This is a genomic window from Sphingobium nicotianae, from assembly GCF_018603885.1.
GTDB lineage: Bacteria > Pseudomonadota > Alphaproteobacteria > Sphingomonadales > Sphingomonadaceae > Sphingobium > Sphingobium nicotianae.
Genome location: NZ_JAHGAW010000016.1, coordinates 28288 through 48187, shown reverse-complemented (window position 1 = coordinate 48187; position 19900 = coordinate 28288). Strand labels below are relative to the sequence as shown.

Genomic DNA, 19900 nt, shown 5'->3' with positions numbered 1-19900 from the left:
CGTGGCGACCCAGACAGACATTCCCGTTTGGCGGGAAATCGGCGAAGCGCCCCATCCCGGGGTCGCCGGTGAGAAAGCGACCGTAGCGATCGTTGGGGGCGGTCCTGTCGGCCTTGCCATGGCCATTGAGCTCGGTAGCCTTGGCCATCGGGTGCTCTTGCTCAACAGGTTCGATTTCATCTCTGCCGGCTCGAAGGCGATCTGCTTTTCCAAGCGGACGCTTGATATTTTCGACCGTCTTGGTGTCGGTGACCCGATCGTCAACAAGGGCGTTAGTTGGAACGTCGGCAAGGTTTTTTGGGGCGCCAGCGAAGACCCAGTCTACCACTTCGATATCTTGCCCGTGAAGGATCAGAAGCGCCCCGGCTTCATCAACATCCAGCAATATTATGTCGAAGAATTGCTCTTTGAGGCGGCGTCGAAACTCAGTTTCGTCGATCTGCGCTTCGGCCACAATGTCGTCGCCGTCGAACCGGACGCCACTGGCGTGGATCTGAAGGTCGAGACGTCGGAAGGGACCTACGAGATAAGGGCGGACTGGCTGATCGCCTGCGATGGCAGCCGTTCGCCGGTACGGGCAATGCTGGGCCTTGAATTCGATGGTCGCGTCTTCGAGGACAACTTCCTCATTGCCGACATCAAGATGGAAGGAGATCATCCACCGGAGCGAAAGTTCTGGTTCGACCCTCCCTTTAATCCCGGTCAGTCGGCGCTCATGCACAAGCAGCCCGATAATGTCTGGCGCCTGGATTTCCAGCTTGGCTGGAACATCGATCGGGAAGCGGAAGTGGCTCCAGAAAATGTCGAGCCGCGCGTTCGCGCTTTGCTGGGCCCGGGTGTTCCGTTTTCTCAGGAATGGTATAGCATCTATACCTTCCAGTGCCGTCGGATGGAGCATTTCCTCCATGGCCGCGTCATGTTTGCTGGTGACAGCGCGCATCTCGTTTCCCCGTTTGGGGCGCGTGGCTGCAACGGTGGGATTGCCGACGTCGACAATCTTGGCTGGAAGCTCAACCTCGTCCTCCGTGGAGAGGCACCCGAAAGCCTCCTGCAGACGTATGACTATGAAGCGATAGCGACCGCAGACGAGAACATTCAGAACTCCACGCGCTCGACCGATTTCATGACGCCCAAGTCTGAGGCCAGCAAAGCCTTTCGTGATGCGGTTTTAGAGCTTTCAAGGGATCATCCCTTCGCGCGGCCCTTTGTGAATTCGGGGCGGCTTTCTACGGCAGTCAGCTATCCGAACAGTCCTCTCAACACGGCGGATGTCGACCTCTGGGCTGGAGGGATAAAGCCGGGTAGCCCTGCTCTCGACGCGCCCCTGGGCGGCCGTTGGCTGCTCGAAATGCTAGGCAACTGGTTCGTGCTGCTGGCCGATGGTTGGCAGGGTCCCGAGCCAGAGGATGTAGACGTCGTCGACATCGCCTTCGGCAACAGCAATGTCGATTTGATCCGGGATCGATACGATTTTTCGCCGGGATCAGCCTATTTGATCCGGCCCGATCAATATGTCGCTGCGCGGTTCCGCAAGCCGACACTGGAAGCGATTACGCAGGCGCTGCAACGCGCCCAGGGGCGGCAGCCATGAGCAAGCTGATCGTCACACCAAATCTCCCGGCGGTAGACGACGTCTACCAGTGGCTGGTCGATGCGCATGTCGGTTTGAGCGATGCTGAAAGCATGCGGCTGAACGCTCGACTGATACTCCTTCTCGCAAACGCCATCGGCGATCCGCAGGTCATTCGTGAGGCGATCGACCATGCGACATCGATCCGCGGATTGGAAAGTTCATCGCCATGTACATGACCGGGTTCTCCAACCAGTTTTCGACAGAGGCTGTTCCTGGAGCGCTGCCTGTCGGCTGCAATTCTCCGCAACAAGTTCCATTCGGCCTCTATGCCGAGCAGCTGTCGGGGACCGCGTTCACGGCGCCCCGATCGGAAAATAAGCGCAGCTGGCTTTATCGCCTGCGACCGACTGCGAGCCATCCGAAGTTTGTCGAATATACCGGCTTGAGTGGTCTGAGTTCCTCACCCTTTGATCAGGGACCTACCTCGCCAAATCGACTGCGTTGGGATCCGGTCCCGTTGCCCGTCGGCGAGGTCGATTTCCTCGAAGGACTCAGGACCTACGCGGGCAACGGCAACGTTGCCGAAGGCGTCGGCATGGTTGCTCATATCTACGCCTGCAACAAATCGATGAGCCGGGTTTTCATGAACTCGGACGGCGAGCTGCTGATCGTACCGCAAGAGGGCAGGCTCAGAATTGTGACGGAGCTGGGCGTGCTGGACGTCCCTCCGCTGTATATCGCTGTGATCCCGAGGGGCGTGCGTTTTCGCGTCGAAGTCGATGGTCCTTCGCGCGGCTATGTCTGCGAGAATTATGGCGCAATGTTCCGGCTGCCGGAACTGGGACCGATCGGCTCGAATGGTCTTGCCAATCCGCGCGACTTCGAAACGCCTGTGGCCTGGTTCGAGGATCGCGACGAGCGCACCGAGCTGATCCAGAAGTTTCAAGGAAGCCTCTGGACGACCACCCTGGGTCATTCGCCTTTCGATGTCGTCGCCTGGCACGGCAACCTCGGGCCCTACCGCTACGATCTTACCCGATTCAACACGATCAACACGGTCAGCTACGACCATCCGGATCCGTCGATATTCACGGTCCTGACCTCGCCAACCGACACGCCCGGGACGGCGAACGTCGATTTCGTCATTTTTCCGCCACGTTGGATGGTGGCAGAAGACACGTTTCGGCCTCCCTGGTTTCATCGCAACATCATGAGCGAGTTCATGGGGCTCATCTGCGGGCAGTACGACGCGAAGGAGGGCGGCTTCGCGCCAGGCGGCGCTTCGCTGCACAACCAGATGAACAGCCATGGCCCGGATCGTGCCAGCTATGAGAAGGCCATCGCTGCGAAGCTCGAGCCGCACAAGATCAAGGACACGATGGCGTTCATGTTTGAAAGCCGTTCCGTCATTCGGTCGACGGGTTGGGCGATGACCTCGCCGACCCTTCAACCCCACTATGATGACTGTTGGGCCGATTTCCGAAAGGCTGTTCTCCCGTCATGAATTACCAAGTTGATGAAACACACGATCCGCATCTCGCAAGCTGGGTCGCCTCCGCCGTCGGGCATCCCGATTTTCCCATCCAGAACTTGCCCTATGCGGTCTTCCACAGGGATGGCGCAGGCCCCCGCCTTGGTGTTGGCATTGGGGACTATATCCTGGATCTGACCGCGGTGGCGGAGCTGGAGTTGCTCGACACCATTCTGGCGGCAGCATTGAGGGCGGAAACCCTCAACCCTGTGTTCGCCTTGCCGGCAGAGGCTAGACGCGACCTTCGCCGCCGGCTTTCCGTTCTGCTCAGCGACGCTGCCTGCCGTTCGGTACTGGAACCTCACCTGTTTCCAGTCACAGACTGTTTGCTGGGGCTCCCCGCGCAAATTGGCGATTACACCGATTTCTACGTCGGTATCCATCATGCCACGAACGTCGGCCGGCTCTTCCGGCCGAACGCGCCCCTGCTGCCGAACTATAAATATGTGCCAATCGGCTATCACGGCCGCGCGTCTTCGATCAGGCCTTCAGGTCTGCCGGTCATCCGGCCGAACGGACAACGCAAACCGCCGAATGCGGAGCCCCCCGATTTCGGGCCATCGCAGCGTCTGGATTTCGAACTCGAGCTTGGCATCTGGATCGCCGAGAGCAATGGGCTTGGAAATCCGGTTCCGATCGAGGGCGCCCAGCGGCACATCGGAGGCTTCTGCCTGCTCAACGACTGGTCGGCGCGAGACATTCAGGCGTGGGAATACCAGCCCTTGGGGCCGTTCCTGTCGAAGAATTTCCAGTCGACTGTTTCGCCTTGGGTGGTGACGCCCGAAGCCTTGGCGCCGTTCTGGCGCGCGCAACCCTGCCGGCCTGACGGCGATCCACGACCCTTGCCCTATCTCTGGAGCGAGAGCGATCAGAAGCAAGGCGCCCTCGGGGTTCAGCTCGAGGTCCTGCTGAGCTCCTCTCGCATGCGCAAGGAGAGGGCTGAACCGGTCAAGTTGAGCCAGACCGACGCATCCAACATGTATTGGACCGTGGCACAAATCATCACCCACCATGCGTCCAACGGCTGCAATCTAAATCCGGGAGATTTGCTTGGGACGGGGACCATCTCGGGACCGACGCGCGAGACCTATGGCAGCATGCTCGAAATCAGTCGCGGCGGCGCTGAGCCGGTCGGGCTTCCGACTGGAGAGCAGCGGTCCTTCCTGGAAGATGGAGACGAGGTGATCCTGCGAGCCTCTGCCCAGGTCGAGGGATTTGCCCGGATTGGATTTGGAGACTGCCGGGCGATCGTGCAGGCCGCTCCGGCCCTATGATTACCCTGCATGGATATTGGCGCTCGACGGCGTCCTATCGGGTGCGCATCGCCCTTGGGCTCAAGAACATCGACTATCGCCATGCGACCCACGACCTGCGGACTGGTGAGCAAAAGACCGATGCCTATCTAGCCCTCTCTCCTCAGGGCCTCGTGCCTACGCTGGAGGAAGATGGCGCCGTCATAAGCCAGAGTCTGGCGATCATGGAATGGCTGGACGAGCGATGGCCCAAAAGACCACTGCTCCCCCGCGATCCGGACGATCGTGCTGTCGTGAGATCGATGGCCCAGATTGTCGCCTGCGACATTCACCCTCTCAACAATTTACGGGTACTGACGGCGCTCCGAGAAGAGCTGAATGCGAGAGAGGATCAGGTTCAGAACTGGATTGGACGTTGGATCCAGGAGGGCTTCGACGCCTTGGAGATACTGGTGCGCCGGCATAGCGGGCTCTACTCGTTCGGCGACGATCCATCGCTGGCCGACTGCTGCCTGATCCCCCAGATCTATGCAGCGAACCGCTTCAGCGTTCCGCTGGACGCCTATCCCAAGCTTGTCGAAATCGCAGACAGGGCGAACCTGCTTGAAGGCTTCTCGCGAGCGGCTCCTGAGCGTCAGCCCGATTCTCCTAAAGAATTTCGGCGACCAAGGAAGCCGCGGAGCTAATTCCGAGCCTTTCATAGGCCCTTCGGCGGTATGTCAGCACGGTCCCGGGCTTGATCCCCAAGGCAAGTGCGATTTCCCCAGAGGACTTGCCGATCATGGTCAATGCGCAGACCTTCCGTTCCCGCTCGGTGAGGGATGGAAACCGTCGCTGGAGGCGCCGGGCCAAGCGGTCATCCGGGCGCTCCAGACCATGGTCGCGGCGCCTCAACTCAAGCGATTTTGCGCGGCGTCGCAGAAAGGGCGCAACGAGGAGGCCAAGATCTACGACCTGCTGGATCGTGCCTGCACTGGTGCATGGCTCCCCGAAATAGACATTCATGATCGTCCAGTCGGTGCCATCGCCGTGAGCGATCGATATCTTCTGGCTGAACGACGGATCCTCGAAACAAGTCTTACGATAGGCGTCGTTGCTGACGCTGTCGGCGGTGAGGAGATCGACCAATGTTTCGCGTCCCTTGCGCGCGCTCGGCAAGGAATGAAGCGTCGGATCGAACCGATGGAAGCCCCTGGTATAACGGTCGACCCTGAGCGCAGTGCCTGCGCGCGCGCCATGCCATCCCACGGGCCTGGGATTCCTGTCGCGTTCCGTGAAGGCGAAACCGTTTACCTCGGCGACGGGTGCGATCTCGTCGAGCATGTCGAGCAAGGTGGCATCGAACAGGTCATCGTCGACATGATCCACCAGGGCAACGAGTTGCCTCACATCCACGTGCGTGCGCGTAGCTATCGATGTCCAGGACATTTGCGCCCCCTCCGCAGCAGTCTTATCTCTTTAAGAAAGGATCATCGCGCATTGGAGGTGCCCTTTCAAGCCAGTGAATCAAATTGCGATGGAAAGAGATTCTGAATGCCGGGTGCTTACGGAGGTAAATTACAGAATAAATTCCACCTCCCATCGCAAGCGATCTGACAGCATAAGTCAATTTTCTGCATTTTTCTGTCAATATACTTAGGCATTCGCTGTGCAAGATTGAGGTCAACTACCTCTGCCTCTGTGCCGAGACCCGGCTACAGGAAGATAAGCACAGAGGCGATGGGACCCGCAGCTGCGGCGACCGGCTTTCGGGAGGGAGTTACCTTAATGAAGACGTTTTCGGCCTCGTCGCTGTTGGCCATTGCCGGACTCTTGTGCCTCGCAGGCCAAGCCAGCGCAGAGATCAAGTCGGTCAAGGGGCCGATTCCCGTTGGGCCCGATAACGAAATCTACGGGTCGACGAACGTTCCGAACGCCGCCTTTGCCGCCTCACTCACTCCTTATGGCTATATCGAGGAGGAGTATTTCATCAGCGGCACCGCCACGGCCTATCGCCATACAGCGTCAGGTCAGGAGCCCTACAAGACGGACTTGCCCTATACGACCCGCATCGTCGTCCGTCGTCCTGCTGCAGCCGGGAAGTTCAGCGGCGTAGTGCATTTTGAGCCCATCCACCCCACGGGCGGTGTCACGTTCACGTGGGCGGCGCTCAGTGACTACATCATGTCCAGAGGCGATATCTACATCGCCGTCGGACTTGGCGATGCGAGCAAGGGTTGGTCAGGCAGCCCGAAGCACCCCGAGTCCAAACTTCCGGTTGGACAGCACGAGGTCACCAAGTGGTTCGAGCCGGTGCGCTATGCATCCCTTAGCTGGCCGGAGGAGGAAGGCATCCGCTTCGACGTCATGGGCAGCCTCGGCGTCAAGCTCCGCAGCAATGATCAGGACAACCCGCTGCGCGAACTCGATGTACGGGCGATGCTTGTCAGTGGCTGGTCTTATACTGGGAGCATCCAGAGAACTTTCATCAACGAGGGTTTCCATGATCGCGCCAGACTACCGAACGGCAAGCCGGCGTTCGACGGCTACCTCTTCGGGGTTTCCTCACAGTGGAACGAGCCGGGCATTCTCCCGCTCTACAACGACGAGCCCTATGTGCCAGTCGGCGATCAGCGTCGGGCGTTCAAGAAGACCGATGCGAGGGTGATCGAGTTCCTCACGGAGAGCGAGGTCGAACTCAATTTGAAGCATCAGCCCGAGACGCCTGACAGCGACGAGAAAATCGGCGGGCATCGGACTTATGAGATGGGCGGCGTCATCCACGTTGCCAGTCTCGTCGATGCGACAAAGAACTACACCGAACTTCCTCAACTGACCCAACTAGCAAAGCAAGGCTATCCGAAAAGCATGCTGCCGAATGACCCGGTGTTTGCCTGCTCGCTGCCGCAGACTGACCTTCCCATGGGCTCATACGTCAAAGCTTCTGTGGACAATCTCCGGCGTTGGGTTCTCGATGGCACGCCTCCGCCACGTTCGAGGCCACTTTCGTGGCAAGACGGTCAACTGGCCCGCGATGCCTCCGGCAACGTCGTTGGCGGCATTCGCGCGGCTGAGTTTGAAGTCCCCCTTGCTCGCTATGGACGCTACCAGGGCAATGATCAGCCGGCCTGCCGCGCGGACCGGCCATATCCCGCTGTGTTTTTCCTACGGAACGAGTTCACCCACGATACCCTCGTCAGCCGATACGGCTCGGCCGCCGGATATTTGAAGCGCTATGATCAGAAGCTCCATGGCCTCGTGAAGGACCGGTGGCTGCTCCCGGAAGACACGCTTCGCCTGAAGGCCAAGGCGATCGAGGACGCCAAGCGCCAGTTCCGATGACCTGACTAAATGGCGACAAAGAAGAGCCTGGCGGTGTTTAGAAAGAGCATTTTAGCGACAACGTTGGCAGCCGCACAGCGCTTCCGAATGCCTATGCCGCAGCTCTCTCCAGATAAACGCGAGCCAGAGTGCGTGCGCGCCGAACGAATGTCGCCGTCATCTCGCGCGCTGTTTGTGTGCCTGACCGAGTGTGCACCCAGCTGAGATAGGTCAGGCTGCGTAGAAAGAGGAAGAGGGGAAGCCGGGCCCGTTCCTGCTGGGACAGGGCGAAAGACGAACGGTAGCCGTCGAATAGCGCTTTCTCAATTGCGGGATAGTGAGGCGCGTCCAAATAGGGGAACAGGGCAGTCGCGAGCTCGAACATTCTCCAGCCGAAGCCGGAGTCGTCAAAGTCGATGACTTTTACCCCGTCGACGCCCAGCAGGACATTGTCCGGTACAAGGTCGGCATGGATCAATGTGTATTCCTCGGCCGGCAGTACTTCGAGCTCCAAAGCCGCGCGGCTCGCCGCCTGCTCCAGCAGCAGGCGGTCATCGGTCGACAGAACGCTCAACTCCCGGAAATCGCCCCACAACGGCTTGACGCCGATCAGGCCTTCGATGTCCCAAGCGTGACGGCGGAAATCTTCGGGACGATGCCATCGCGCGGAATGACGATGCATTGATCCCGCAAGCGCGCCTAACTGACGATAGGCTTCAATCAACGCCGCTGTCTCTGTAAGATGGGCCAACGGACGGCCTTCGACCCATTCGAACATATCCACTTGGCGCGCGTGAGGCACTTCCTTCACTTGGGCCGTAACCAGGACCAATCCGGTCCGCGAACGCAGAGGCCGAGGCAAAGCGATGCCATCCTCGCTCAGAGCTTCAATCCAGGCCAGTTCTGAACGCAGTTCTACGTCCGAGTGATAGCCTGGACGATGGATTCGCAGCACCGCCTGCTCGCCGGTTGCATTGGCAACCGCGAACACCGCATTCTCCCGGTACTTGATCAGGCGTATGGTTCGCCAGCCATCGTCCCACTGATCGAGAACGAATTCGGCGAAAGCCGTAAGGCGCCGCTCCTGCTCTTCAGTGGTGAGCGCATCGAACTCCGCGTCGGTGGTCACCGGGCTTCTCCAAGCACTTTATCGAGTCGCTCAATGAGGAAGTCAGCATGCTCGCAACCGAACGCCATCGGAGGCCGTATCTTGAGAATATTATCATCATGACCAATGCGGCTGAGCAGCACACCTTCGTCGCGCATACGATTTACCACCCGACGCGCCTCCGCACTCGCCGGTTCGCCCGTGACAGGATCGACCATCTCCAATCCGAAAAACAGGCCGCGGCCTCGCATCTGCTTTATGACCGGATGCCGACCTATGATGGCGTTGAGGCGACGGATTGCATATGCGCCGGCCACGCGCGCGTGAGCGATGAGCCCCTCCTGCTCGATTACGTCAAGAACTGCGAGACCCACCGCTGCAGAGACCGGGTTTCCGCCGAATGTATTGAAATAAAGAGATTGCTGTCCAAAGCTCTCAAGCAGTGCGCGGGTCGTCACCGTGGCCGCAATCGGGTGACCATTGCCCATCGGCTTACCCATCGTGACGATGTCGGGGATCAACCCGTGCACGCGATATCCCCACATTCCCTCGCCAGTTCGCCCGAAGCCGGGCTGTACCTCATCAGCAATCAACAGACCGCCTGCCTTGTGAACCATCTCCATGGCGGAGTTGAGCCAGCCCGCCGGTACATCGGGCAACCCCTCGCTCGAGAAGATAGTATCAACCAGCATGGCGGCGACGCCATGGCCGCTCTCCTTGAGAGAAGCGATCGCCTGCTCCAGTTGAGCAAGCGAGGCCTGAGCGCTGACACCGCGAGACATGTCCGGAACGGCGAACGTCCTTGCATGGCGCGCCATCGCCTCGGGCGCCGGCAATGCTGTCGTAGCGCCTGCCAGGGTGATCGAGTGACCGTGATAATTCCAGTCGCTGACGATCAATCCCTGGTTGCCCGTATGGGTTCGGGCGATGCGGATAGCGAGTTCGTTCGCCTCCGTGCCAGTGCAGGTGAACGCGACCACGTCCAGCGGGTCGTCGAAGGTGGCCGTCAACCGCTCACCGAGTTCCACGATCAAGGGATGGAGGTAGCGCGTGTTGATATTGATTTCTCGCGCCTGCCTACACATAGCATCCACCACATGGGGATGGCAGTGGCCGACATGCGGCACGTTGTTATAGGCGTCGAGATAACGCCGGCCATCCGCGTCGAAAACCCAGGCACCTTCTCCCCGAAGCAACTGTAGGGGGCGGTCGTAGAAGAGCGGTGTCGATGATCCCAGCACCTTTTGACGGCGGTGTAGCAACTGCTGATCTTCAAACTGGCTCACGCTCAATATCCCACGACTTTTGGCGGGCAACGCGCCAGAATCCGAAATCCTCACCCAAAATATTTCGTTCAGTGGAATTCGGGCTTATCATATCCTGTCACCAACTTGATTATTTCAGTCATCGATCGGGCCAGTCGCGCGACGGCTCGCGCCTTCACCGGGACATCGGGGCTTCCCGAAGGCCAAGGCCTCTGCTGTAGCCCCCTGACACACTGTATTGCAGACAGGGGAACGACGGATGGATATCGATGAGCTGCGCACTTTCGACATGTCGGTGGGAATTACTGTCCAAGCTTCGCCATTGCGTGGATGGAACAATTTGGTTCTCTCGTGCTGCGGTTACATGGTCCAGCAGAAAGATAGGCCAAGACAGGATTGGCGCAGCTAGACTTTAGTCACTGGGAATGGGCTCGCACTTTGAGATCCAACTTACCCGATCATCTTCGTTTGAAATTGCCCTTCAAAATTTTGCCCCCCGACCTCAGTCCATCGAGATAGTTGGACCATTGCTGCATCATCCTAACTCGCTCATCCCAGTAACTGCCGCGCGCATAGGCGCGGCGAACGTCGTTGTTCTCCACATGCGCCAGTTGACGTTCGATGGCATCGGGGTGCCACTTGCCCATTTCGTTGAGGAGCGTGCTGGCCGTCGCCCGAAACCCATGAGCGGTCACCTCAGATTTGTCGTACCCTAGACGTCGCAATGCCGCGTTCAATGTGTTGTCGGTTATCGGCCGTGTCGCGGCCCGAATGCTAGGAAAGAGATATTGTCCTGCGCCCGTCATCAGGCGCAACTCAGCAAGCAAGACCAACATCTGCGCTGAAAGGGGCACTTTGTGCGGACGCCGCATTTTCGTTTTTGCGGCTGGGATGGTCCACACAGCGTCCTCGGTCTCAAACTCGCTCCATTCGGCCATCCTTAGTTCGCCCGGCCTGACAAACACGTGAGGAAGCATTTGGAGAGCTATCCGGACGGCAGGACTACCTTCATGTGCCTCGACTGCGCGCAGCAACCCGCCGAGCTTCTTGGGATCGAGAATAGCCGCTCTATGGCTCGTCTTGGGACTGATCAGTGCCCCGCGCAGATCGTAAGCGATATCTCTTTGGGCGCGGCCGGTAGAGATCGCGTAACGGAAGATAGTTCCGAACGTGCTGCGCAGGCGATTGGCGGTCTCATATTTTCCACGCACTTCGACGGTTCTCAGTACTTCCAGCAATTCCGGTGCAGTGAGCTCGGTTATTGGTCGATCGCCGATGAGTGGATAAGACATTTCAAGCATCCAGCGATTTTTCTCGAGCGTCTTCTGCGCGCGCCCTTCCAACTCGAGACGATTAAGCCACTCCTCGCCGATAGCTTTGAAGGTATCCTCGGACTTTGCCTTCGCCTCGCGGATCCTGGCCTTTTTCACCTCGGTAGGATCCAGCCCCTCAGCCAAGGACTCGCGAGCCGCTGTCCTCTTCTCCCGCGCCTTGGCCAGCGAAACATCGGGATAGTTTCCAAACGACAGTGTCTTTTGTCGCCCGCCGTATCGGTAGTTCATCCGCCAGTGACGTCCGCCACCGGGCATCACCAGGAGATAGAGCCCCATGCCGTCGGACAATTTATATGGTTTTTCATGGGGCTTAGCAGCATTGATCGCCGTCGCTGTGAGGGCCATTGATGGTATCTCCGTGATGGCATTTTACGAGATACCATCAAAATACCATCACGAGACGCTGGCTGCCAGTGCACCTGCGGGGACGCCGGGGGACATCAAGGCCCCGAAAACCCACGTTCTTCGTTGGTTTTCTGGACGGATATGGATGCTTGCGGAGTGGTAAAAAAGAACAAATGGTGCCCGGGGACGGAGTCGAACCGCCGACACTGCGATTTTCAGTCGCATGCTCTACCAACTGAGCTACCCGGGCACGGGTCCGCTGCCGGCGGGTGCCGGGCGAAGAGGGTGCGCTATAAGCATGAGCGTGGCGGCCTGTCCACCCAAATGATGCTTAATCTCGCGCGGTCCGGCATGGCGCGGAAAGGCTTTGCAAGAGAGTGGAGCGCTGCATAATCTCGCGCCATCTCCGCGCTGGCCAGCAAGGATGGCCGCGCGCCGTATCGGTCACAGGTTCGTGATAGAAAGCTCCTCTCATGCGCAGCATCCCTCTTCTCGCTTCCACCTTCGCTCTTGCCCTGTCCCTGCCCGTGGCGGCGCCCGCCGGGACGGTCGCGGCCAATGCCGTGGCCGGCGGCACCCTCGCCAAGCCCGTCATGCCGCGCTACGGCAGTTGGGGCGTCGACCTTTCCGCGCGCGACACCAGGGTCTCGCCGGGCGATGACTTCGACGATTTCGTAAACGGCAGCTGGCGCAACCGCACCGTCATCCCGGTCGACAAGACCAGCATGGACGGCTTCACAGACATTTACGACCTGACGCTCGAGCAGAAGAAATATGTGATCGCGAGCCAGGGCGCGCAGACCCAGATCGGCGGGCTCTACAAGAGCTTCATGGACGAACCGGCCGTCGAGAAGGCCGGAGACACGGCGCTGCGCAGGACGCTGGCTCAGATCCGGGCGATTCCGGACAAGACCGCCTTCGCACGCCACATGGGCGCGACCGCCGGCGGCTTCGGCCGCGCGATCATCGATGGCGAGGTGGGCCCCGATCCCGCCGATCCCAACACCAATATCCTCTGGCTGGGACAAGGCGGCCTCGGCCTGCCCGACCGCGACTATTATCTGAAGGACGACTTCAAGCCCAAGCGCGACGCTTATCTCGCTTACATGACTCGCCAGCTCGGCCTCGCCGGCTATCCCGCGCCGGCCAGGGCGGCAGCGGAGATTCTCGCCTTCGAGACCGAGATCGCCAGGCTGAGCTGGGTGCAGGCCGATCGCCGCGAGATCGAGAAGATCAACAATCCGATGACGCTCGCCAGCCTCCAGGCCTATGCGCCCGGCCTCGACTGGGCGGCCTATCTCGGCGGCATGGGCGTCGCCCAGCCGGGCAAACTGCTCGTGGCGGAGAAGAGCGCGATCCAGGCGATCGCCGCGCTCTATGCCAGGACCCCGCTGGAGACGCTCAAGGCATGGGAAGCATTCGGCGTCCTCGCCCAGGCCTCGCCCTATCTCCCCAAGCGCTATGTCGACAGCCGCTTCCAGTTCAACAAGGCGATGTATGGCCAGGAGGAGCTGGCGCCGCGCTGGAAGCGGGCCGATACCTTGCTGGACAACAGCCTCGGCGAGCTGATGGGGCAGATCTATGTGGCGGATTTCTTCCCGGATCGCTCCAAGGCGATGATGGAGGAGCTGGTCGCCAACCTCAAGGTGGCGATGGCCAAGCGCATCGCGGGCAACGACTGGATGGCGCCGGACACGAAGATGGCCGCGCTGGAAAAACTCGCCCGGATGGAGGTGATGGTCGGGCATCCCAGGACGTTCCGCGATTTCACGGCGCTGAAGATCGACGCCAATGACCTTTACGGCAATGTCGAGCGCAGCAGCGCCTTCGAGTGGCAATATCAGCTCTCGCAGCTTTACAAGCCGGTCGACCGCGAGAAATGGGGTCTCAATCCGCAGACGGTGAATGCCTATAATGGCGGCCTGGAAAACAAGATCGTCTTCCCCGCCGGCATCCTGCAGGCGCCGGCCTTCGATCCGGATGCCGATGCGGCGGTCAACTATGGTGCGATCGGCGCGATCATCGGCCATGAGATCAGCCATGGCTTCGACGATCAGGGACGCAAGATCGACGCGAACGGCGCCGTGCGCGACTGGTGGACGGCGGCCGACGCCGCGCGCTTCCAGGCGCAGGCCGACGCCTTCGGCAAGCAGTATGACGGCTACGAGCCGGTGCCCGGCATGCACGTCAACGGCAAGCTCACCATGGGCGAGAATATCGCCGATCTGGCCGGCGTGCTGATCGCCTATGACGCCTATCACGCCTCATTGAAGGGCAAGCCGGCGCCGGTGATCGACGGTCTGACCGGCGACCAGCGCTTCTTCCTGGCTTACGCGCAGTTCTGGCGGGCCAAGCAGCGGCCGGACGCGGCGAAGGCGCAGATGGCGTCCGATCCGCACACGCCGTCGCAGTTCCGCATCATCGGTCCGCTGCGCAATGTCGATGCCTGGTATGACGCGTTCGACGTCAAGCCGGAGACGAAATATGCGCTGAAGGCCGACGAGCGCGTGCGCATCTGGTAAGGGATGGCGCGCACCTCTTACGGGTTGCGCGCAAGCACCTCGTCGCAGCGCCGGTTGGTGCCGCTGCCCTTGCCGATCAGGTTGCCGGCCAGTGCGCCGGCGCCGCCCGCCAGCAGCGTCTCGCCGAGATTGCCGCCGGCAATGACCGCCGTGCCCGCACCACCGGCCGCGCCGATGATCGTACCCTTCTTCTCGCCCTTCTTGCGCTGGATCAGGCAATAGCGCACTTCATCACGCTCGCCGGCCGCGCTGCGCGCGACACGAGCGCGGTCTTTCGGGCCGAGCTTGGTATCGGCAATGGCGGGCTGGGCGACGAACGCCACCAGCGCCGCTCCCAGCAATATCTTGAATGTCGACATGACCCTCTCCCTTCCTGGTTACAGGGTGCGTGATTCGGCGCCCGGAAAAGGATCGGCGCCGATCTTCCGTACGACTCTACGCATGGCAGGGGGGATGGTTCCGGCCGGGGGGAGGGCCCGGCGCGCAACCGTCTCAGCTTTCGTCCGGCTCGGGCGGCTCGTTCTCGTCCGGCGCGACAGGCACACGGTAGCGCTCCTCGACCCAGCCGAGCAGATCGCGGTCGCGGCAGCCACGCGAGCAGAATGGCCGGAATTCCTGCACGACCGGCTTGCGGCAGATCGGACATTTGCCGTTAATGGACATGATGGCCTCCAATCGCGAGCGCATCGTCGCCGATGATCTCGACGGTTCCGCCGCGCCGCCGTTCCAGCAGCTTCGCCCAGTCGGGATGCGCCTTGAGATCGCGCGCCACCGCCGGCGCGACGGTGAGCGTCACAGCCCCGGCGCCATGATGCCGCTCCGCCGCGCGCAGCGCCGCCATGGACGCCGCCCGCACCGGATCGCCGCGCAACAGCTCGATCAGCGAGGGCCGCTCGCGCTTGCGGATGATCTGCACGAAGCCATAGCCATTGACCGCCGTCCGCTCGAACGGCTGCGCCAGATACTTGTCGATCTGCGCAGCCGCGACCAGCCGCTCGTCCTTGTTGTTCATGGTCGGCAGGTCGATGCCGATCGAGCCGGTGATGCCGAGCCGCCTTATCGCCTGCGCGGCCAGTTTGGCGCCCTTGGGGCCGAGCTGCGCTGGCGGCAGGCTGCCGTCGATATCGATGAGCGTCATCGCCGGGGTCGGGAAGATGCGCAGCGCGGCATCCTCGGCGCCGACCTCGCCGGTCATCGCCTCGGCGAGCAATTCGCTCCAGCCGGCCGCTTCCAGATGATCCGCCTCATGCGCCGGGCAAGGCACGATCGGCAGATCGCTCTCGCGCAGGCGCTGGAGCAGGCTCGGCCCCTGCCCCGCCTGCACGCCCGGCAGGGCGATCCGCCCCTTGGCGAGCTTGTCGCGCGTCTCCTCCAGCCCCGCCTCGCCGATCGCCTCGCGCAATATCTCGACGCGCACCGCTCCGCCTTCCGCCACCTTGGGCGGGATCGGCTCGATCAGCACCCGCTCACCGCTGTCCAGCCGCGCGATGCCGCGCTTGCGCACGATCAATGTCTGGACGAGCCGCCCGCCGACCACGGATCCGGCCCGCGCTCGCTTGTCGTCGCGCTCGATCTGCGCTTCCAGGATGCGACCATTCTGCACCAGCGCCGCGCGCGCCTCGCCAATGCCTTCTTCGTAGAGCCACTCAGCCATGGATGATCCCCGCCGTTACGAGCAGCGCCCGCGTCTCGAACAAAGGCAAGCCGATCACGCCGGAATGACTGCCCGCCAGCGCGCGCACCCAGGCCTCGGCCCGGCCCTGGATCGCATAGCCGCCGGCTTTCCCAAGCCCCTCGCCACAGGCGATATAGGCCTCGATCTCCGCCTCGCTCAGCCGCTTGAAGGTGACGATCGTGTCGGCGAGCCGGGTGCGGGCCTTGCCGGCCGCATCGATCACACAGACCGCCGAGAGACAATGATGCCGTCGGCCCGACAGGCGCCGCAGCAGGTCGCGCTGCACATCGTGCGTCTCGGCGGGCGGCAGGATCATGCGCCCGCAGGCGATCGTGGTGTCGCCCGCGATCACGACCTCGCCCTCGCCGCGCGCCACCGCTGCCGCCTTCTCGCAGGCGAGACGCAGCGCATAGGCGCGGGGCAGCTCGCCCTTCCGGGGATTTTCATCGATATGCGGCCCCACGATCCGGTCCGGCACGACGCCGATCCGCGCCAGCAGATCGCGCCGGCGCGGCGAGGTGGATGCGAGAACGAGACGAAGCGTCATGAGCGGCCCCTGGCAGGCCAGAAACGGCGCGAGACGATCAGGGCTGGCCGGGGCCAGGGCCGCCGCGGCCGGGCATGTAGCGATAGGTGATGCGACCCTTGGTCAGGTCGTAGGGCGTCAGCTCGACGAGCACTTCGTCGCCGACCAGCACGCGGATGCGGTTCTTGCGCATCTTGCCCGCGGTATGCCCGAGAATTTCGTGGTCGTTTTCGAGGCGGACGCGGAACATCGCATTGGGGAGCAGTTCCACCACCTGCCCGCGCATTTCGAGTAGTTCTTCTTTAGCCATGTTCTTCCAATTGGTCGCGAAAGGCGCCCCATAGCGGCAAAAGCGCCGATTGAAAAGCGATAGAGCGTTGACCTAGTCAACCCGCCAGCGCGTCGACCGCATTGTCGATAATCGCCACGGCCTCGGCGATCTCCGCCGGCGTCGTGCAATAGGGGGGCATGAGATAGATGGTGTTTCCGAGCGGCCGCAACAAGAGCCCGGCAGCCAGCGCATGCGCCCGCAACCGCGGCGCGACATCGGAGAGATAACCGGCGTCCGACACCCGCAGGTCGATCGCCGCGATCCCGCCGATCCGGCGGCCATTGTGCAGGCGCGGATGCGCAGCAAGATCGGCCAGCCCCGCATCGAGCGCCGCGCCCAGCGTCGCTATCCGGCCCGGCACATCCTCCTCTCGCCAGATCGCGACATTGGCATTGGCGGCCGCGCAGCAGATCGGGTTGGCGGTGAAACTCGACGAGTGAAAGAACATGCGGGCGCGCTCGTCGCTGCGATGGCTCTCGAAAATGGCCGCACTCGCCAGCGTCGCCGCCAGCGGCACCGCGCCACCGGTCAGGCCCTTGGCGAGGCAGAGAATGTCGGGCGTGATTCCAGCCTGCTCGCAGGCGAACAGCGTCCCCGTCCGCCCCCAGCCCGTCATCACCTCGTCGGCGATGAACAGCACGTCATGCTGCGCGCAGACCTCGCGCATCGCCCGCAGCATTTCGGCGGTATAGGCCAGCATGCCGCCTGCCCCCAGCACCAGAGGCTCGACGATGAAGGCGGCGGGCTTCTCGGGCGCGGCGCACAGCGCCTCCAGCGCATCGAGCGTTCCCTGCTCCTTTCCCGCCGCCGGAAACGGCACCGTCGCGACATCGAAGAGCAGCGGCTCATAGGCCCGGTTGAATACACTGCGCGCGCCGACCGACATCGCCCCGATCGTGTCGCCATGATAGCTATGCTCGAGCACGAGAATCTGGTGTCGCGCCTGGCCGCGATTATGCCAGTGCCCGAGCGCCATCTTGAGCGCGACCTCGACCGCCGTGGAGCCGCTATCGGAGAAGAAGACATGGTCGAGCCCCACCGGCGCCAGCACGACGAGGCTGCGCGCCAGCTGCTCGGCCTGCGGATGCGTGTAGCCCGCGAAGATCATCTGATCGAGCTGGCCGGCCTGCGCGGCGATGGCCGCGGCGATCCGGGGCTCGCAATGGCCGTGAGTGATCACCCACCAGCTCGAAATGCCATCGAGCAGGCGCCGCCCGTCCGCGCAATGAAGCCAGGCGCCGGAGGCCGAGGCGATCTGCGGGATCGCTTCGCCGAGGCCATGCTGGGTGAAGGGATGCCAGACCGGCGAACTCATGCAGGCAGCCCCATTGCCACGCGGACGCCCGCCAGATCGACATGCGCCCTCATCGCATCGGCCAGCCTGCCCGCATCGAGCGCGTCGAGCAGCGGCAGCCGGCCGAAGCTGCGCACCGTCCCCAGCGCCGGCACCACCGTCTCATTGTCGTCATGAGCATCGCCGACGAACAGGATGCCAGCGATCGGCATGCTGCGCGCCCGCAGCGCCTCGATGCTGAGCAGGCTGTGATTGATCGTGCCGAGGCCGGTGCGCGCCACCAGCAGCACCGGATGGTTCCACGCCGCGAAGAGATCGATCATCAGCGCGGGCGGATCGCGGCGGAGCGGCACCATCAGGCCCCCCGCCCCCTCGACGATCAGCGGCCGCAGCTCGGGCAGGATCAGCCGATCCTCCTCGATCGCCAGCCCCTGCCGCTCCGCCGCCAGATGCGGCGAGGCGGGCAGATCGAGGCGATAGGCTTCCGGCAGCACATGCTCCTTCGGCACGCCCAGCGCCTCGGCGCGATCGCTATCCGTGCCGCCCTCAATCCCTGCCTGGACGGGCTTCCAGTAATAGGCGCCGAGCGCCGCCGCGAGCCCCGCCGCCGCCACGGTCTTGCCGATGTCGGTGTCCGTGCCCGAGACGATCAGCACGCCGCTCATGCCGGCTCCATCGCCAGCGCCGCCTGCAGCGCTTCGCCCAGCGCCGCCACGACGCCCTCGTCGACGTTCAGCGTCAGCGACACGCGCAGCCGCGCCGTGCCGCGCGGCACGGTCGGCGGGCGAATTCCGCGCACGTCGAACCCCGCCGCCTGCAGCGCGGCCGCCACCCGCATCGTGCGCGCATCGTCGCCGAGGATAACCGGCAAGATCTGGCTCGCCGGCGCAGGCAGGTCGAGCGGCGCGCAAATATGCTGCGCAGCATGATCGATCAGGCCGTTGAGCCGCCCGCGCAGATCATCGGCATCCGCCATCCGCGCCAGCGCCGCGGTCACCGCCACCGCCATCAGCGGCGAGGGCGCCGTCGAGAAGACGAAACTGCGCCCGCGGTTGACCAACAGATCGATGACCGGCCGCGCCGCCGTGACCAGCGCGCCCTCGGCCCCCAGCCCCTTGCCGCAGGTATGCAGCGCGATGAGATTTTCCGCACCCTCCAGATGCGCGCCCAGCCCGCGCCCGCCCGGCCCGTGGACGGCGGTTGCATGCGCCTCGTCCAGGATCAGCATCGCATCATGCTGCGCAGCAATTGCCGCCAGTGCATCGACGGGCGCGACATCGCCGTCCATCGAATAAAGCGTCTCCGCGATGATCCATGGCCGCCCGGTGCCCCCGCCCCGCCGCCACGCCGCGATGACATCGGCAAAGGCCTGCGGGTCATTGTGCGCCGCCAGCACCGACTTCGCCCGGCTCAGCTTCATCCCGTCATGCGCGCTCGCGTGGATCAGCGCATCGGCGACGATCAGATCCTCCGGCCCCGGCAGGCCCGCCAGCAGCGCCATGTTGGCCGCGAAGCCGGTGCTCAGATACAAAGCCGCCTCGCTGCCGAACAACGCCGCCGCCTGCGCCTCCAGCGCCTCATGCTCGGGCGCGTTGCCGCGCAGCAGCCGCGATCCGCCCGAGCCGACCGGCACGCCCCGCGCGATCGCGTCGCAAACCGCAGCGGCGATCGCCGGATCACCCGCCAGACCGAGATAATCGTTGGATGCGAAGTCATGGCCCGCGCGCGGCATCAGCCGGCGCAGGCGCGCGCGACTGGCCAGCATGTCGAGCTGGGCGCGGAAGGGATCGAGGGTCGCCGTCATCCGCGCGCTATAGCCCGCGCGACCCGCGCTGGCTATGCG

Annotated in this window: 19 protein-coding genes and 1 tRNA gene; 7 read left to right on the top strand and 13 right to left on the bottom strand. The window is 62.6% G+C overall.

Annotated features, from left to right (window positions below; translation table 11 throughout):
• The first annotated feature begins 1 nt into the window (after position 1).
• Genes KK488_RS20125 through maiA form a run of 5 tightly spaced genes read left to right on the top strand, consistent with a single transcriptional unit; the run spans position 2 to position 5043 of the window.
• Positions 2-1591, top strand: coding sequence for an FAD-dependent oxidoreductase (locus KK488_RS20125; RefSeq protein WP_349356942.1), 1590 nt, complete (start codon positions 2-4; stop codon positions 1589-1591).
• Positions 1588-1809, top strand: a complete 222-nt coding sequence (locus KK488_RS20120; protein ID WP_214625510.1) for a DUF2783 domain-containing protein — start codon at positions 1588-1590, stop codon at positions 1807-1809. Before KK488_RS20125 ends, KK488_RS20120 begins: the two co-directional genes overlap by 4 nt.
• Positions 1806-3077, top strand: a complete 1272-nt coding sequence (hmgA, locus tag KK488_RS20115; RefSeq protein ID WP_214625509.1) for a homogentisate 1,2-dioxygenase — start codon at positions 1806-1808, stop codon at positions 3075-3077. The genes KK488_RS20120 and hmgA overlap by 4 nt, the downstream gene beginning before the upstream one ends.
• Complete coding sequence (gene fahA, locus KK488_RS20110) at positions 3074-4378, top strand: fumarylacetoacetase (RefSeq protein WP_214625508.1); 1305 nt, start codon at positions 3074-3076, stop codon at positions 4376-4378. The genes hmgA and fahA overlap by 4 nt, the downstream gene beginning before the upstream one ends.
• Complete coding sequence (gene maiA, locus KK488_RS20105) at positions 4375-5043, top strand: maleylacetoacetate isomerase (RefSeq protein ID WP_214625507.1); 669 nt, start codon at positions 4375-4377, stop codon at positions 5041-5043. The genes fahA and maiA overlap by 4 nt, the downstream gene beginning before the upstream one ends.
• Here maiA and KK488_RS20100 read toward each other — a convergent pair.
• Positions 5006-5785 (bottom strand): helix-turn-helix transcriptional regulator, encoded by a 780-nt coding sequence (locus tag KK488_RS20100; protein ID WP_214625506.1) that lies wholly within the window; start codon positions 5783-5785, stop codon positions 5006-5008. The genes maiA and KK488_RS20100 overlap by 38 nt on opposite strands.
• Before the next feature lie 339 nt (positions 5786-6124).
• Here KK488_RS20100 and KK488_RS20095 point away from each other — a divergent pair, with 339 nt between their 5' ends.
• A complete protein-coding gene (locus KK488_RS20095; protein WP_214625505.1) occupies positions 6125-7678 on the top strand; it encodes an alpha/beta hydrolase domain-containing protein in 1554 nt (517 codons plus the stop codon).
• Positions 7679-7769: 91 nt separating this feature from the next.
• On the opposite strand, the gene KK488_RS20090 is transcribed toward KK488_RS20095, so the two are convergent.
• From KK488_RS20090 to KK488_RS20075, 4 genes are all read right to left on the bottom strand, one after another.
• Positions 7770-8786, bottom strand: coding sequence for a phosphotransferase enzyme family protein (locus tag KK488_RS20090; protein ID WP_214625504.1), 1017 nt, complete (start codon positions 8784-8786; stop codon positions 7770-7772).
• Positions 8783-10051 (bottom strand): aminotransferase class III-fold pyridoxal phosphate-dependent enzyme, encoded by a 1269-nt coding sequence (locus tag KK488_RS20085; RefSeq protein ID WP_214625503.1) that lies wholly within the window; start codon positions 10049-10051, stop codon positions 8783-8785. The genes KK488_RS20090 and KK488_RS20085 overlap by 4 nt, the downstream gene beginning before the upstream one ends.
• Positions 10052-10488: 437 nt before the next feature.
• The gene (locus KK488_RS20080) at positions 10489-11709 is read right to left on the bottom strand and encodes a tyrosine-type recombinase/integrase (RefSeq protein ID WP_214625502.1); all 1221 of its coding nucleotides are present in this window, start codon (positions 11707-11709) and stop codon (positions 10489-10491) included.
• Between the two features lie 174 nt (positions 11710-11883).
• Positions 11884-11959: transfer RNA gene (locus tag KK488_RS20075), tRNA-Phe, on the bottom strand.
• Between the two features lie 223 nt (positions 11960-12182).
• On the opposite strand from KK488_RS20075, the gene KK488_RS20070 reads away from it, so the two are divergent.
• Positions 12183-14231, top strand: a complete 2049-nt coding sequence (locus tag KK488_RS20070) for a M13 family metallopeptidase (RefSeq protein WP_214625501.1) — start codon at positions 12183-12185, stop codon at positions 14229-14231.
• A 17-nt stretch (positions 14232-14248) separates the two neighbouring features.
• Here KK488_RS20070 and KK488_RS20065 read toward each other — a convergent pair whose 3' ends face one another.
• The 8 genes from KK488_RS20065 to KK488_RS20030 form a co-directional block, all read right to left on the bottom strand.
• Complete coding sequence (locus KK488_RS20065; protein ID WP_214625500.1) at positions 14249-14590, bottom strand: hypothetical protein; 342 nt, start codon at positions 14588-14590, stop codon at positions 14249-14251.
• Positions 14591-14723: 133 nt separating this feature from the next.
• Positions 14724-14894 carry a DNA gyrase inhibitor YacG gene (locus KK488_RS20060; RefSeq protein ID WP_214625499.1) on the bottom strand — a complete coding sequence of 57 codons (171 nt, stop codon included), beginning with the start codon at positions 14892-14894 and terminating at the stop codon, positions 14724-14726.
• Complete coding sequence (locus tag KK488_RS20055) at positions 14884-15885, bottom strand: ribonuclease (protein ID WP_214625498.1); 1002 nt, start codon at positions 15883-15885, stop codon at positions 14884-14886. Before KK488_RS20055 ends, KK488_RS20060 begins: the two co-directional genes overlap by 11 nt.
• A complete protein-coding gene (locus KK488_RS20050; protein ID WP_214625497.1) occupies positions 15878-16453 on the bottom strand; it encodes a Maf family protein in 576 nt (191 codons plus the stop codon). The genes KK488_RS20055 and KK488_RS20050 overlap by 8 nt, the downstream gene beginning before the upstream one ends.
• Before the next feature lie 37 nt (positions 16454-16490).
• Positions 16491-16742 carry a translation initiation factor IF-1 gene (gene infA / locus KK488_RS20045; RefSeq protein ID WP_181558542.1) on the bottom strand — a complete coding sequence of 84 codons (252 nt, stop codon included), beginning with the start codon at positions 16740-16742 and terminating at the stop codon, positions 16491-16493.
• Positions 16743-16818: 76 nt separating this feature from the next.
• Positions 16819-18078, bottom strand: a complete 1260-nt coding sequence (locus KK488_RS20040; protein ID WP_214625496.1) for an adenosylmethionine--8-amino-7-oxononanoate transaminase — start codon at positions 18076-18078, stop codon at positions 16819-16821.
• Positions 18075-18722, bottom strand: a complete 648-nt coding sequence (gene bioD, locus KK488_RS20035) for a dethiobiotin synthase (RefSeq protein WP_214625495.1) — start codon at positions 18720-18722, stop codon at positions 18075-18077. Before bioD ends, KK488_RS20040 begins: the two co-directional genes overlap by 4 nt.
• Positions 18719-19861 (bottom strand): 8-amino-7-oxononanoate synthase, encoded by a 1143-nt coding sequence (locus tag KK488_RS20030; protein ID WP_214625494.1) that lies wholly within the window; start codon positions 19859-19861, stop codon positions 18719-18721. Before KK488_RS20030 ends, bioD begins: the two co-directional genes overlap by 4 nt.
• Positions 19862-19900: the final 39 nt, after the last annotated feature.

What these genes read in the sequence shown, in the direction of transcription:
- KK488_RS20040 (WP_214625496.1), bottom strand. Translation starts at nt 18,078, where the DNA reads ATGAGTTCGCCGGTCTGGCATCCCTTCACCCAGCATGGCCTCGGCGAA.
- hmgA (WP_214625509.1), top strand. Translation starts at nt 1,806, where the DNA reads ATGACCGGGTTCTCCAACCAGTTTTCGACAGAGGCTGTTCCTGGAGCG.
- maiA (WP_214625507.1), top strand. Translation starts at nt 4,375, where the DNA reads ATGATTACCCTGCATGGATATTGGCGCTCGACGGCGTCCTATCGGGTG.
- KK488_RS20060 (WP_214625499.1), bottom strand. Translation starts at nt 14,894, where the DNA reads ATGTCCATTAACGGCAAATGTCCGATCTGCCGCAAGCCGGTCGTGCAG.
- KK488_RS20050 (WP_214625497.1), bottom strand. Translation starts at nt 16,453, where the DNA reads ATGACGCTTCGTCTCGTTCTCGCATCCACCTCGCCGCGCCGGCGCGAT.
- fahA (WP_214625508.1), top strand. Translation starts at nt 3,074, where the DNA reads ATGAATTACCAAGTTGATGAAACACACGATCCGCATCTCGCAAGCTGG.
- bioD (WP_214625495.1), bottom strand. Translation starts at nt 18,722, where the DNA reads ATGAGCGGCGTGCTGATCGTCTCGGGCACGGACACCGACATCGGCAAG.
- KK488_RS20030 (WP_214625494.1), bottom strand. Translation starts at nt 19,861, where the DNA reads ATGACGGCGACCCTCGATCCCTTCCGCGCCCAGCTCGACATGCTGGCC.
- KK488_RS20065 (WP_214625500.1), bottom strand. Translation starts at nt 14,590, where the DNA reads ATGTCGACATTCAAGATATTGCTGGGAGCGGCGCTGGTGGCGTTCGTC.
- KK488_RS20070 (WP_214625501.1), top strand. Translation starts at nt 12,183, where the DNA reads ATGCGCAGCATCCCTCTTCTCGCTTCCACCTTCGCTCTTGCCCTGTCC.
- KK488_RS20095 (WP_214625505.1), top strand. Translation starts at nt 6,125, where the DNA reads ATGAAGACGTTTTCGGCCTCGTCGCTGTTGGCCATTGCCGGACTCTTG.
- KK488_RS20100 (WP_214625506.1), bottom strand. Translation starts at nt 5,785, where the DNA reads ATGTCCTGGACATCGATAGCTACGCGCACGCACGTGGATGTGAGGCAA.
- KK488_RS20080 (WP_214625502.1), bottom strand. Translation starts at nt 11,709, where the DNA reads ATGGCCCTCACAGCGACGGCGATCAATGCTGCTAAGCCCCATGAAAAA.
- KK488_RS20055 (WP_214625498.1), bottom strand. Translation starts at nt 15,885, where the DNA reads ATGGCTGAGTGGCTCTACGAAGAAGGCATTGGCGAGGCGCGCGCGGCG.
- KK488_RS20120 (WP_214625510.1), top strand. Translation starts at nt 1,588, where the DNA reads ATGAGCAAGCTGATCGTCACACCAAATCTCCCGGCGGTAGACGACGTC.
- infA (WP_181558542.1), bottom strand. Translation starts at nt 16,742, where the DNA reads ATGGCTAAAGAAGAACTACTCGAAATGCGCGGGCAGGTGGTGGAACTG.